Origin of the sequence: Bradyrhizobium sp. YCK136, assembly GCF_044570075.1 — a bacterium.
GTDB lineage: Bacteria > Pseudomonadota > Alphaproteobacteria > Rhizobiales > Xanthobacteraceae > Bradyrhizobium > Bradyrhizobium diazoefficiens.
The window spans coordinates 3,187,744-3,201,658 of record NZ_CP172424.1; the positions used below are offsets into that span (position 1 = coordinate 3,187,744).

The window sequence follows — 13,915 nt, forward strand, 5'->3', positions numbered from 1 at the left end:
GCTCGTCGATCATCGTGGAGGATTTTGTCGAGACGGCAGGCTGCGGCCCGGGCCGCGCCGGTCCCGCCCGGCGCCGGTGACGACGTGGTGTTAACGTCTCCTTAACCACTTGCTCTCCAGATTTGGAGCGCGAACGCCTAAGCCCACACGCGAGGTGTCGCGACGCGCTGAGCCGGATCAAGTCGCCATTACAGCATTAACAAGTCCTTAATTGGCAAAACCTACATTCGACGCCATGTGCCGGCGCCATGTGCCGGTATGGGTCGTCGAACCGGAAGAAATGCCGCCAATGGCGCAGAAGGCTGCCGCTGGATTTGTGTCGCGAGCCCGCGCCCTGGCGTGGGGGCTGTCGCGTCATGTCCGCAACGCACCTGCGCTGGCAACCATCCTCCTGATCGCCGCAAGCCCGGCGCGGGCGGACTCGATCCGGGGCGAGGCCAGTTTTTCGGCCGCCGGCGGCTTCGCGCGTCTCGTGATCAGGCTCGGCGAGGGTGTTCCCTCCGAGGTCACGACGGCCGGCTCCATTCTCATCATCCGTTTCGACCGGCCGGTCGACGTGCCCGTCGACCGGGTTCCGGAGGGGGCGCCCGACTACGTCAACTCCGCCCGCCGCGATCCCGACGGCGGCGCCATCCGCCTCTCGCTGGCGCGGCGCGTCACCGTCAACACCATGAATGCCGGCGAGCGCACCTTCATCGACCTCTTGCCCGAGGGCTGGAAGGGGCCGCCGCCGAGCCTGCCCATGGACGTGGTCAAGGAACTCGCCGAGCGTGCGCGCGTCGCCGAACGGGCGCTGCGTGCGCAGCGCGCCGCAGCCGAGACCAGGAAGCGTCCGCAGATCCGTGTGCGCGCTTCGGTGCAGCCGACCTTCGTACGCTTCGTGTTCGAGATGCCCGACGGCGTCGGCGTGTCTTCCGTGCTCAACGAGCAGAAGCTCACGCTCGCCTTCAACGCCAACCTCAGTTTCGACCTCGCCGACGCGGTGGTCGCCGCGCCGCCGAACGTTGCCTCGATCAAGCAGAAGGCCGACATCGACCAGACCAATGTCGAGATCGCGCTGATCGGCGATTCCGACGTGCACTCCTTCCGCGACGAGAAGAACTACGTCGTTGACGTCTCCTTCCAGCCGGACAGGGGCAAGACGGCTGCGACGCCGGAGGCCGCGATTGCGCAGGCCAAGCCTGCCAGCCAAGGCCATGGACCGGCACCGGCCGCGGAAAAGCCGGCGGCAGAGAAGAAGGACGCCCATCGCGAGATCGCACCGCCGACCTCCGAGACGATCGCGCGCGAAGCCAAGATCGATATCAAGCCCGAGGTGAAGCCGGAAGCGCCTGCCGCGATGCCCGCCGCCGAAGCGCCGAAACCGGCGGCGGCTCCCGCGGCCGAAGCTGCGCACGCTGCGGAAGCGCCCAAGGAAGCGGCGAAGGAAGCGGCGAAGGAAGCGACGAAGGAAGCCGCGAAGCCGACCCCGCCTGTTGCCGAAGCTCCGGCCGCGGCTGCCAAGCCGGCAATGGTCGAGGCGCCCAAGGAGGTCGTGAAGGAAGCGGCGAAGGAGCCGGTCAAGGAAGCAGCCAAAGCTGCGCCCGCCGAGGCGCCGGCCGCGCCGCAGCCGGCCGCACCAAGCGTCGATGCGCGCCGCGACAGCGACGGCTTGCGCGTGACGTTCCCGCTTCAGGTCACAACGCCTGCGGCGGCGTTCCGCCGCGGCGATACCGTCTGGCTGGTGTTCGACACGCCGAAGCCGATCGACGTCGAGGCGATCCGGACCAAGGGCGGGGCGATGATCGGCGAGGTCGGCCGCATCCCCCTCGACAAGGGGCAGGCGGTACGCATCCGTCTCACCCGGCCGCTGGTCTACTCGCTGACGAGCGAGGAGGTCGGCAAGGAGACCAACTGGCTGCTGACGCTCGCCGACAAGATCCAGGCGACGCCGCTGCCGCTGATGATGTCGCGCAACATCACCGATCCCGCGCTCGCCAACATCGCGATTCCCTTCGCCAATCCGGGCCTGCTGCACAAGCTCACCGATCCCGACGCCGGCGACATGCTCTATGTTGTCACCGCGCAGCGGCCGGTGCGCGGCTTCATCAAGCGTCAGGACCTCGTCGATCTCTCGCTGCTGGAATCCGCCCATGGCATCGCGATCCGGCCGAACTCCGACGAGGTCGGCGTCGAGGTCGGATCCGACAAGGTCATTCTCGGCAAGAAGGGCGGACTGACGTTGTCGCCGGTCGACATCTCCGCCGAGCGCGCCCCGACCGCGGTGCGCCCGATCTTCAGCCCCGAAGCCTGGCGCAAGGGGCAGTCGGAAAACTTCATGACGCGCCAGAGCGATCTGATCATGGCGATCTCGGCCGTCGAGCCTGCGCTGCGCTCGCTGCCGCGGCTCGACCTCGCGCAGTTCTACATGTCACGCGCGATGTATCACGAGGCCAAGGCCGTGACCGAATTGATGCTGAGCGATCCGCTCAACAAGGAGGAGAGCGGCGCGCTGATCATGCACGCGATCGCGAGCATCCTGATCGGCCGGCCGGCGCAGGGCCTGAAGGACCTCGCCAATCCCGTGATCGGCAACAGCCACGACTCCCAGCTCTGGAAGGCGCTCGCCCATGCGCGTCAGGGCAAATGGGCGGACGCGCGCGAGAAGTTCAAGAACGTCGAATTCGCGATCGCCTCGCTGCCGCTCGACATCCAGCGCATCGTGACGATGGACGCGATGCGCGCCTCGCTCGAGGTGAAGGACTATGCCGGCGCCTCCAAGCGGCGCAGCGAGCTCGAGATCGTCGGCGTATCGCCCGAGGCTGCGCCCGGCTTCGCCGTTTTGCGCGGCAGGCTCGCCGAGGCGCTCGGCCACGACAAGGATGCGCTCGACGACTACAAGTTCGCGGTCGCCTCGAGCGACCGGCCGGCCGCGGCCGAGGCCAAGCAGCTCGAGATCGCGTTGCGGCAGAAGCGCGACGAGATCAGCAAGGAAGACGCGCTGCGCGAGCTCGAGACGCTGTCGATGACCTGGCGCGGCGACGCGATCGAGGTCAAGACGCTCCAGATGCTGTCGCAGATGTATGCCGAGAACGGGCGCTACCGGGACGCGCTCACGGCGGCGCGCACCGCGACGAAGCTGCAGCCGAATGCGGAAGCCTCGCGCCAGGCGCAGGATCTCGCCTCCGACCTGTTCACGCAGATCTTCCTGGGGCCCAAGGGTGACGAGCTGCCGCCGGTCGAGGCGCTCGGGATGTTCTACGAGTTCCGCGAGCTGACGCCGATCGGCCGCCGCGGCGACGAGCTGATCCGCCGTCTCGCCGACCGTCTCGCCTCGATCGATCTGCTCGATCAGGCCGCCGAGCTCTTGCAATACCAGGTCGACCACCGCCTCGAAGGCGCCGCGCGCGCCCAGGTCGCCGCGCGTCTTTCCATGATCTATCTCGCCAACCGCAGGCCGGACATGGCGATCTCGGCGCTGCGCGCGAGCCGCATCAGCGATCTCTCCGGCGAGCTCAGGCAGCAGCGTCTGCTGCTGGAGGCGCGGGCGCAGAGCGACGTCGGCCGGCACGATCTCGCGCTCGACATCGTCTCCAACGTCTCCGGACGCGAGGTGCTCCGCCTGCGCTCCGACATCTTCTGGGCGGCGCGGCGCTGGCGCGAGTCCGCCGAGCAGATCGAGCTCTATTACGGCGAGCGCTTCCGCGACTTCAAGCCGCTCAATGCGGTGGAGAAGAGCGACATCATCCGCGCCGCCGTCGGCTACGCGCTCGCCGACGATTCGATCGGCCTGTCGCGCTTTCGCGAGAAATACGCGCCGCTGATGAGCGAGAGCGCCGACCGTCTCGCCTTCGACATCGCCAGCAAGCCGGCCGCGGCCTCCAGCGCCGAATTCGCCGAGATCGCCAAGCTGGCTGCGAGCGTCGACACGCTCGACGGCTTCCTGCGCGAGATGAAGCAGCGCTTCCCCGACGCCACCGCCCGCGCGCCAGCCGGGCCGCAGGCCAAGGAAGAGACCGACCACACCGGCTCGCTGCCGAAGATCCCCGCCCTGCGGCAGATCAAGATGACGCGGTAGCAATCTCGCGACGCGAGACAGGTCCGGCTTCGTCGCCTGAGGGTGGCTTTTGCCTCATCCCCCGTAGCTCTGCACCAAGCTCCCAGCCACCAGCGACCAGCCGTCGACCAGGACGAAGAAGATCAGCTTGAACGGCAGCGATATCGTTGCCGGCGGCAGCATCATCATGCCCATCGACATCAGCACGGAGGCGACGACGAGGTCGATGATCAGGAAGGGCAGGAACAGCAGGAAGCCGATCTCGAAGGCGCGCTTCAGCTCGGAGATCATGAAGGCGGGGATGAGGATGCGGAGCGCGAGCTCGTCGGGGGTGGCCGGCGGCGGCTCGCCGGAGAGGTCGAGGAACAGCTTGAGATCCTTCTCGCGCACGTTCTTCTGCATGAAGCCGCGCAACGGGACCGAGGCGCGCTGGAGCGCATCCTCGACGCCGATCTGGTTGGCGACGAGCGGACGGATGCCTTCGTCGTAGGATTTTTGCAGGACCGGCCCCATCACGAAGAAGGTGAGGAACATCGCGAGCGCGATGATCACCGAGTTCGGCGGCGCGGTCGCCGTGCCCATCGCGGTGCGCAGGAGCGACAGCACGACCACGATGCGCGTGAACGACGTCATCATGATCAGGATCGACGGCGCGATCGACAGCACCGTGAGCAGCGCGATGAGCTGAATCGCGCGCTCGGTGACGCCGCCGCCCTGGCCGCCGAGATTGATGCTGATGTCCTGCGCATGCGCCAGGCCTGCGAGCGAAGCCGCGCCGATCAGGACAGAAAGAAAAAGAACTCTACGCGGGAGGGCCGGCAGCCTCACGAAGACGGCTTCGGACGGCCGAGCAGGGAGGCCATCTCGTCTTCGAGATTCTCAAAGCTGGTCTTTTCCGGGGCGGGCTTCGGCGGCGGGGCCGGGGGTGCCGGCGGTTCGCTGCGTGCGGCGCGCGGGGGAGCGGCCGGCGGCTCCGGCGCAACCGGAGCAGCGACCGTTTCGCCGGCCGGGCGGCGCAGCGCAGCCTCTAACCGCTGCGCCATTTCGGCCAGATTCTGTTCGGCGCTCGAGGGCGCAGCAGGAGCGGGGGGCGGCGGCGGAACGGGCGGAGCCTGCGGCACGGGCGGAGGTGGCGGCGCAACCGCGCGCTCGGCGCGCACGGGCGGCACCTTCGCCGGCTCGCTTTGGCGCGGCGGACGCGGCATCAGCGGCGGCTCGCTGCGGGCAACGCGCGGTGGCAGCGGCAGCGGCTCAGGCCGCGGCTCGCGCTCGGGACGCGGCGCGATCGGCTCGGGCGGAAAGCCCGCCAGCGGCGGCTCGCTGCGGCGTTCGGCCAGTGCGGGCGCGGGCCGGCGGACTTCGTCGGCGAAGGACGGGCGCGCGGGCCGCGGCGGCGGCTCGGGCATTTGCGGCTCAGGATGATCGAGCATTTCGGGCCGCGGCGCTTCGTCGGCCCAGCTGCCGGCATCGGGCATCGGGGCAAGGCGCGGCGGTTCGGCGGCGTTGGGACGCTGCGGAAGCTGGTCGCGGCCGGGCGCGGCGCGCACGATGTTGGGCTCGACGACGATGTCGGTCGGGCCGCCGATCATCAGGAGGTGTTCGACATTGTCGCGCCGGACCAGCACCAGGCGGCGCCGGCCATCGACGGCGGCAGCATCGATCACGGCGAGCCGGGGCATCCGGCCGCGCTGGGTGTTGGCGCCGAGCCGGCTGCTGGCGAATCGGCGAACCAGCCATGCAGCGACGCCGATCAACGCCAGAACGACGATGAACGCGACGATGAAGGTGATAGGGCTGCCTTGCATACTTGTCCCCGAGAAATGGCGCTCTTCTCGTGCCAATGGTCAGACGCGCCAACCACCGGCCTACGATGCCCCAAACTGCGTTCTCTTAACGTCCCACGGCAAGTTTTGCCGTCCCCAACTCTTAATAACCTATGAATCGCCCGATCCAAAACGACTTCTTGGCCTGTGCATGCGCCGCCAAGCGGTTGGGTTAATGCCACTTTTGGAGGCGTAGAATCACGGGGGAACGAATCCGTGTCCCGGCCCGGGACATGCATCTGTGACATCCTTAACCACCTGTTAACCATACAGGCGGCAAATTCTGCCTAGCTTCGGACCCTGGGTCCGGAAGAGGCGGAAGGAGCCGCGACGATGTCCATCAACGACCTCCCGGTGCTGTCGGCGCTTCGCACCAAGATGCAGTGGCATCAGGAACGCCAGCGCGTCCTGTCCGAGAACGTCTCCAATTCCGACACGCCCAAATTCCGGCCGCGCGACCTGGTCGAGCCGAAGCTCGACAAGGCTGGCGCGGTCACGGGGTCGATGGGCCCGCTGGCAATGACCGTCACCAGCGCGTCTCACATGACGCCATCGGGCGCGGCCTCGGGTTTCGACCAGAACAGGAATGCCGGCTTCGAGACCCGCCCTGCGGGCAACGCCGTCAATCTCGAAGAGGAGATGATGAAGGCCGCCAGCAACCAGATGGACTACGCGGCGGCGACCTCGCTCTATTCGAAAAGCCTGCGTCTGCTCAAGACCGCGATCGGCAAGGGCTAGAGCATGATCCCGGAACAGAAGAGCTAGAGGAGGCGCATCATGGCCAATGACAGCAGCGACTTTGCCCGCTCGATGGCGATCGCGACCTCCGGCCTGCGCGCGCAGGCCGGGCGCATGCGGGTGATCTCAGAGAACATCGCGAACGCGGATTCGACGTCGCAGACCGCAGGCGGCGATCCCTACCGGCGCAAGGTGCCGACCTTCTCCTCCGCGCTCGACCGCACGCTCGACGCGCAGGTCGTCACCCTCGGCAGGATCAAGCCGGACCAGTCGAACTTCCGCACCAAATACGAACCGAACAATCCGGCCGCCGATGCGACCGGCAACGTCAAATATCCCAACGTGAACTCGGTGGTCGAGATGACCGACATGCGCGACGCGCAGCGGTCCTACGAGGCCAATCTCAACATCATCAGTGCGACGCGCCGGATGATCCAGCGCACGCTCGACATCCTCAAGAGCTGAACAGGACATTTGAGCCATGGCATCACCGACAATTGCCGCCAACGCCTATGCCAACCTTGCCCGCGTGCTGGAGAACAGCGGCGCCGGCAAGGGCAGCGAAGCAAGCGGGCAGTCCTTCGCCTCGCTCCTGAAGGACGCCGTCGGCAGCGTCATGGAGTCCGGCCGCAAGTCCGACGCGCAGACCGTGGCGATGGCGGCCGGCAAGGCCAACGTGATGGACGTGGTGACGGCGGTCGCCGACACCGACGTTGCCGTCTCCACGCTGGTCTCGGTCCGCGACCGCGTGATCTCGGCGTATGAAGACATCATGAAGATGCCGATCTGATTTTTGGCGCGTCACTCCGGCGCGGTGCGAAGCACCGAACCCGGAATCCCGAGATTTCGGGTTCTCGCTTCGCGAGCCCCGGAATGACGACAAACAACTCAAAGTGAGAAATCGAAAATGACCGGACCCGAGACCCTCGACGTCGCGCGCGATGCGATCTGGACGATCGTGATCGTGTCGTCGCCCCTGATGGTGGTCGGCCTCGTGGTCGGCGTGATCGTGTCGCTGTTCCAGGCGCTGACGCAGATCCAGGAGCAGACGCTGATCTACGTGCCGAAGATTCTGGCCATCTTCGCCACAATGCTGTTGGCGCTGCCGTTCATGGCCGACTCGCTCCACGCCCACATGCTGCGGATATCGTCGCGAATCATCGGCGGCTGAGGCAAGATGCGTAGATTATGCGCATCGACGTCTCGCTGCTGCCGGCGCTTGCGGCGGCCTTCATGCTCGTCTTCGCCCGGGTCGGCGCGATGGTGATGCTGTTGCCGGGCCTGGGCGAGACCAACATCCCGACTCGGGTGAAGCTGTCGATCGCGCTCCTGCTCACGCTGATCATCCTGCCGCTGCATCGCAGCGCCTATCACGTCGACATGGGCTCGCTGGCGCCGCTTCTGGTGCTGATGTTGCATGAGATCGCGATCGGCATCGTGCTGGGGGCAACCGCGCGCGTGACGCTGTCGGCGCTCCAGGTTGCGGGTTCCGTGATCGCGCAGCAGATGGGGCTCGGCTTCGTCACCTCGGTCGATCCGACGCAGGGACAGCAGGGCGTGCTGGTCGGCAACTTCCTGACCATGCTCGGGGTGACGCTGCTGTTCGCCACCGACAGCCATCACCTGGTGATCGCGGCGCTGAACGACAGCTATGCGATCTTCTCGCCGGGCGAGACCGTGTCTAGCGGCGATGTCGCCTCGCTTGCAACGCGCGCCTTCGCCGCCGCGTTCCGCCTCGGCCTGCAGCTCTCCGGACCGTTCCTGGTGTTCGGCCTCGTCTTCAACATTGGGCTCGGGGTGCTGGCGCGGCTGATGCCGCAGATGCAGGTCTATTTCGTCGGCGTGCCGCTGTCGATCTTCGCCGGCTTCCTGGTGCTGGCCGTGGTGCTCACCGCGATGATGGGCACCTTTCTGGACTATTTCATCGGTGTCATGCACCAGATGATGCCGCTCAAGTAGGTGATCGATGGCGGAAGACAACGATCCAGAGAGCCAAACAGAAGACCCGACGCAAAAACGCCTCGACGAGGCGCTCGAACGCGGCGACGTCGCCAAGAGCCAGGAGATCAACACCTGGTTCATGATCGCTGGCGGCACGCTCGTGGTCTCGACCTTCTCGGGCTCGGTGGGCAGCGGGCTGGTGACGCCGATGCGCAACCTGCTCGCCAATTCCTGGATGATCAAGACCGACGGCCGGGCCCTGCTTGCGCTGCTGCAGCAGATCGAATTCGCGGTGCTTGCGGCGATCGGCGTGCCCCTGCTGATGCTGGTGCTGGCGGCCGTCGCCGGCAACATGCTCCAGCACCGCTTGGTCTGGTCGGCCGAATCCCTCAAGCCCAAATTCAGCAAGCTCTCGCCCGCGGCCGGTTTCAAGCGCATCTTCGGCAAGCAGGCGGCCGCGAACTTCCTGAAAGGCCTCGGCAAGCTGATCGTGCTCGGCGTGGTCATGGGCACGATCCTGTGGCCGGAGCGGCATCGCATGGAGGCGATGGTCAGGCTCGATCCGGCCGCCATGCTCGGCGCCACCACCAGCTTGACCATTCACCTGCTCGGCGCGGTGGTCGCGGCGCTCGCGATCATCGCCATAGGCGACTACTTCTTCCAGTACCGAAGCTGGTTCCAGCGGCAGAAGATGTCGCTCCAGGAGATCAAGGAAGAGTTCAAGCAGTCCGAAGGCGACCCGCACATCAAGGGCAAGATCAGGCAGCTGCGGCAGCAGCGCGCCAAGAAGCGCATGATGGCGGCGGTTCCCAAGGCCTCCGTGATCATCACCAACCCGACCCACTATTCGGTGGCGCTGTCCTACGAGCGCGGCATGCAGGCACCGATCTGCGTCGCCAAGGGCGTCGACAATCTCGCCTTCAAGATCAGGGAGATCGCGCGCGAGCACGACATCCCCATCGTCGAGAACGTGCCGCTGGCCCGTGCGCTCTACGCCACCGTCGAGATCGACCAGGAAATCCCGACCGAGCACTACCATGCGGTCGCCGAGGTCATCGGCTACGTCATGCGGCTGAAGCGCGGATTCGGCGCCGGGCGGGGATAAAATACCCGAAAAGTACCGGAAATGGCCGTAATCTGGGAATCAGCGTACCTTTCGCCCTTGCTGCCCTTGCGCCTGCGGGTCCGATTCAGGCAGGGAGGACCCCACGCGCGCCGCAGCGCGTTGATTCTCTGCCGACAGGCTGCGCCAGCTCGAGATGACTGCTGAGACCGACCACGACCTCACACGCGAGCCCGTTGCGGCGCACGAGCCTTCGCCGCGCTCGGGCAGCATTGCGCTGGTGCTGCTGGTGGCCGCCGGCCTGGTCGCGGTCGCCGTCGGGCTGATGACGCTCGGCCGTGCGCAGGCGCAGCCCTATATCCTCGGTATCCTCGCCGTGCTGGCGATGGTCGGCCTGTTCAACCTGTTCGCCTTCGCTGCCGGCATCATCCGCTTCGCCGACCGCAGTCTCGACGATCCAGTCGTGGGTCGTATCGCCGATCATGGCTTCGACGGGCTGGCCGTGACCGATCCGCGCGGCCATGTGGTCTATTCCAACGCGGCCTATCTGACCCTGACCGGTGCCACGGGCCCGCAGGACGTGCGCCCCGTCGAGCGCGTCTTCATCGGCAATCCCGACGTCTCCGAAGCCGTGTTCCGTCTGCTGAAGGCCGCCCGGGAAGGCAAGCGGCAGCAGGAAGAGGTGCGCATCTCCGGCCATGACGGCAGCCAGGGCCGCTGGCTGCGCATGCGGGTGCGCCCGCTCGGCACCGGAAAGCGCGAGGCGAAATACGCGGTGTGGTCGATCGCCGACATCACCCGCGACCGCGAGCGCCAGGAGGACGTGTTCCAGGAGCTCCAGCATGCGATCGAATATCTCGATCACGCGCCTTGCGGCTTCTTCTCGGTCAATCCGGCCGGCGAGCTCGCTTACGTCAACGCGACGCTGGCGAACTGGCTCGATTACGACCTCGCCGAGATCGGCTCGGGCGGGCTGAAGCTCTCCGACATCGTCTCCGGCGATGGCGCTTCGCTGCTCAGCTCGATCGTGGCGGTGCCGGGCGAGGTGAAGACCGAGGTCTTCGATATCGACCTGCGCATGCGCACCGGCAAGACCATGCCGGTGCGGCTCTATCACAAGCTCGCCTTCGGGGCCGACGGCGCGCCGGGGCCGTCGCGCACGCTCGTGATCAGCCGCGCCCGCGACGAGCGCAGCGATCCGGACCGCGCCGCCGAAGTGCGTTTCATGCGCTTCTTCGACCACACGCCGATGGCGATCGCCACCGTCGACCGCGGCGGCAACGTCGTGCGCGCGAACGCGCGCTACGCCAAGCTCGCGCAGGGCCTCGGCCTCGACAGCGCCAGCAAGTCGATCTTCCGCGCCATCAATTCACGTGACCGCCACCTGGTGATCACGGCCATCAACCAGGCCGCCGAAGGCAAGGCCGACATCGCGCCGGTCGAGGTGGCGCTGGAAGGAACCAAGGAGCGCTGGGGCCAGTTCTTCGTCACGCCGGTCGACGCTGCCGAGAACGACGCTGAAGCCGCCATCGTGCACATGCTCGAGACCACCGAGCGGCGCGCGCTGGAGAACCAGATCAACCAGTCGCAGAAGATGGAGACGGTCGGCCAGCTCGCCGGCGGCATCGCCCACGACTTCAACAACGTGCTGTCCGCCATCATGATGGCGAACGACTTCCTGCTGAACGCGCACAAGCCGACCGATCCGTCGTTCCAGGACATCATGCAGATCAAGCAGAACGCGACGCGCGCCGCGACACTGGTGCGGCAGTTGCTCGCGTTCTCGCGGCGGCAGACGCTGCGCCCGCAGGTGCTGGATCTCGGCGATGCGCTTTCCGACCTCACCATGCTGCTGCGCCGGCTGATCGGCGAGAAGGTCAAGCTCGATCTGATCCACGGCCGCGACCTCTGGCCGATGAAGGTCGACGTCTCCCAGTTCGAGCAGGTGATCGTCAATCTCGCGGTGAACGCCCGCGACGCCATGCCCGACGGCGGCAAGCTGATCATCCGCACCGCCAACGTCGCCACCGAGGATGCGGGCAAGCTCGCCTACAAGGGCATGCCGGCGGCGGACTATGTGCGGATCGAGGTCGCCGACACCGGCACCGGCATCCCCGCCGACATCCGCGACAAGATCTTCGAGCCGTTCTTCTCGACCAAGGAAGTCGGCAAGGGCACCGGCCTCGGCCTCTCCACCGTCTACGGCATCGTCAAGCAGACCGGCGGCTTCATCTATGTCGACTCCGAGCCGGGGCAGGGTACCTCGTTCCACATCTTCCTGCCGCGCCACCATGCCGAGCCGGAAGTGCAGGTCGAGCAGCCCGCGGCAGTGGTCAGCACGGCCAATGGCGCCGCGAAGGAAGCCGTTCCCGCCACGGCCGAAGCGAAGCCGCGCACCGATCTGACCGGACAAGGCACGATCCTTCTCGTCGAGGATGAAGAAGGCCTGCGCGCCCTCAACGCACGCGGCCTGCGCTCGCGCGGCTACACCGTGGTCGAGGCCGAGAACGGCGTCGAGGCCATGGAGATGCTGGAGGAGCAGAGCGGTGCGATCGATCTCGTCGTCTCCGACGTGGTGATGCCGGAGATGGACGGCCCGACGCTGCTGAAGGCGATGCGCGAGAAGAACCCTGATATCAAGTTCATCTTCGTCTCCGGCTACGCCGAGGACGCGTTCGAGAAGAGCTTGCCCGAGGGCCAGCAGTTCGACTTCCTGCCAAAGCCGTTCACGCTCAGCCAACTCGTGGCGGCGGTGAAGGAGACGATGACGAAGCAGGGGTGAGCGTTGCGCGTGGGATGCACACACCGCGCGGCAATCTCCGCCGTCGTCCTGGCGAACGTCAGGACCCATACCGCGTGATCCATCGATTGCGCGCGGGGCCAATCCGGAACGACCAGTCTTCGCCAAACCGCTTCTTGGGATAATGGGTCCTGGCGTTCGCCAGGACGACATCGAGGAGACCGCGCGCAATTGTCCCAACACCGTCATTGCGAACGTGGCGAAGCAATCCAGACTGTCTCCGCGGAACCAGACTGGATTGCCTTGTCGCAAGGGCTCAATGACGAGGAAAAAGCGGAATTTTAGCCCTAAAGGCCGCCGGTAACGGGCGACCATGGCCCTTCGCGCGCGGCCCGGCCAAACCCCCGCCAAATATGGGCTTTTGCCACATCCCCGCGACTGAGGGCCGCAGCTACAAGTTCCGAAACCGGCTTCACTTTTCGCTCCGGCTGCCCATCTTAGGGGCACGTCCCCATGCCGGGGATTTGGGAAACGAACATGAATTTCTCGCAACGCTCCCGCAGTCTCTTCAAGACGATCGCCGTCGTGCTGGCGCTTGCGCTGCCGACAGCGCTGGCGATCTCGTCCGCCGACGCGCGCGTCGGTGGCGGCATGTCGTCGGGTTCGCGCGGCTCGCGGACCTATTCGGCGCCGCCGTCAACCACGACCGCGCCGGGCTCGACCTCGCAGTTCAACCGCACCTACACCCAGCCGGGCGCAGGCATGAATTCGGCCGCGACCGCGCCCGCGCGCGGCGGCCTGTTCGGCCGCGGCGGCGGTTTCCTGGGCGGCCTTGCGGCCGGCTTCCTCGGCGCAGGCCTCTTGGGCATGCTGTTCGGCGGCGGCCTGTTCGGCGGCCTCGGCGGCCTGTCGTCGATCCTGGGCCTGATCATCCAGATCGTGCTCGTGGTGTTGGTGGTGCGGCTGGCGATGTCGTGGTGGCAGCGCCGCCACACGCCGCAGGCGGCCTATGCCAACGCTGATGCAGGTAGCGGTCCGGGACCGCAGACGAGCTATCGCAGCGGCCTCGGTGGCGGTCTCGGCGGCTTCGGTTTCGGCGCCAACAACGCGCCGCTCGAGATCAAGCCGGTCGACTATGAGGCGTTCGAGCGCCTGCTCGGCGATGTCCAGACCGCATGGTCGAACGAGGACGTGGCCAAGCTGCACACGCTCGCGACGCCGGAAATGGTCTCCTATTTCGAGCAGGACCTCGGCCAGAACCGCGCGCGCAACGTCGTCAACAAGGTCACGAACGTGAAGCTGTTGCAGGGCGACCTCGCGGAAGCCTGGCGCGAGGGCGAGACCGACTACGCCACGGTGGCGCTGCGCTTCGCGCTCACCGACAAGACGCTCGACCGCAACACCGGCGCTGTGGTTGCCGGCAGCGAGCAGCCGGGTGAGGTCACCGAAGTCTGGACCTTCGCCCGACGCCCGGGCGGCACCTGGGAATTGTCGGCGATCCAGCAGACCAACTGATCGCGAGCGAATTGAACAATCAGGGCGTCGTGCTTCGGTACGGCGCCTTTTTCTTTGAG

The 13,915-nt window shown here is 66.7% G+C and carries 11 protein-coding genes; 9 read left to right on the plus strand and 2 right to left on the minus strand.

Translation table 11 applies throughout. From position 1 onward, the window contains the following. Positions 1–289: 289 nt before the first annotated feature. Positions 290–4,057: a hypothetical protein gene (locus ACFLEY_RS14925; protein ID WP_060912611.1), complete on the plus strand. Its 3,768-nt coding sequence runs from the start codon at positions 290–292 to the stop codon at positions 4,055–4,057. 54 nt (positions 4,058–4,111) lie between these two features. Here ACFLEY_RS14925 and fliP read toward each other — a convergent pair whose 3' ends face one another. Continuing rightward, on the minus strand, positions 4,112–4,864 hold the full coding sequence (gene fliP, locus ACFLEY_RS14930; protein WP_011088559.1) for a flagellar type III secretion system pore protein FliP: 753 nt from the start codon (positions 4,862–4,864) through the stop codon (positions 4,112–4,114). Next, complete coding sequence (locus tag ACFLEY_RS14935; protein ID WP_060908201.1) at positions 4,861–5,841, minus strand: flagellar biosynthetic protein FliO; 981 nt, start codon at positions 5,839–5,841, stop codon at positions 4,861–4,863. The genes fliP and ACFLEY_RS14935 overlap by 4 nt, the downstream gene beginning before the upstream one ends. 351 nt (positions 5,842–6,192) lie before the next feature. Here ACFLEY_RS14935 and flgB point away from each other — a divergent pair, with 351 nt between their 5' ends. The 8 genes from flgB to ACFLEY_RS14975 all read left to right on the plus strand — a co-directional run bounded on the left by flgB (position 6,193) and on the right by ACFLEY_RS14975 (position 13,856). Further along, on the plus strand, positions 6,193–6,597 hold the full coding sequence (flgB, locus tag ACFLEY_RS14940) for a flagellar basal body rod protein FlgB (RefSeq protein ID WP_060908200.1): 405 nt from the start codon (positions 6,193–6,195) through the stop codon (positions 6,595–6,597). 39 nt (positions 6,598–6,636) lie between these two features. Next, entirely contained in the window at positions 6,637–7,062 is a 426-nt protein-coding gene (gene flgC, locus ACFLEY_RS14945; protein WP_007602149.1) for a flagellar basal body rod protein FlgC, read from the plus strand. A 16-nt stretch (positions 7,063–7,078) separates the two neighbouring features. Continuing rightward, positions 7,079–7,387 carry a flagellar hook-basal body complex protein FliE gene (gene fliE / locus ACFLEY_RS14950; protein ID WP_011088556.1) on the plus strand — a complete coding sequence of 103 codons (309 nt, stop codon included), beginning with the start codon at positions 7,079–7,081 and terminating at the stop codon, positions 7,385–7,387. Between the two features lie 117 nt (positions 7,388–7,504). Then, positions 7,505–7,768 carry a flagellar biosynthesis protein FliQ gene (gene fliQ / locus ACFLEY_RS14955; protein ID WP_011088555.1) on the plus strand — a complete coding sequence of 88 codons (264 nt, stop codon included), beginning with the start codon at positions 7,505–7,507 and terminating at the stop codon, positions 7,766–7,768. A 17-nt stretch (positions 7,769–7,785) separates the two neighbouring features. Next, positions 7,786–8,556: a flagellar biosynthetic protein FliR gene (fliR, locus tag ACFLEY_RS14960; protein ID WP_011088554.1), complete on the plus strand. Its 771-nt coding sequence runs from the start codon at positions 7,786–7,788 to the stop codon at positions 8,554–8,556. A 7-nt stretch (positions 8,557–8,563) separates the two neighbouring features. After that, positions 8,564–9,643, plus strand: coding sequence for a flagellar biosynthesis protein FlhB (gene flhB / locus ACFLEY_RS14965; protein WP_028173299.1), 1,080 nt, complete (start codon positions 8,564–8,566; stop codon positions 9,641–9,643). Between the two features lie 154 nt (positions 9,644–9,797). Beyond that, a complete protein-coding gene (gene cckA / locus ACFLEY_RS14970) occupies positions 9,798–12,383 on the plus strand; it encodes a cell cycle histidine kinase CckA (protein ID WP_060908199.1) in 2,586 nt (861 codons plus the stop codon). 471 nt (positions 12,384–12,854) lie between these two features. Beyond that, positions 12,855–13,856 carry a Tim44 domain-containing protein gene (locus ACFLEY_RS14975; protein ID WP_060908198.1) on the plus strand — a complete coding sequence of 334 codons (1,002 nt, stop codon included), beginning with the start codon at positions 12,855–12,857 and terminating at the stop codon, positions 13,854–13,856. The last annotated feature ends 59 nt before the right edge of the window (positions 13,857–13,915 follow it).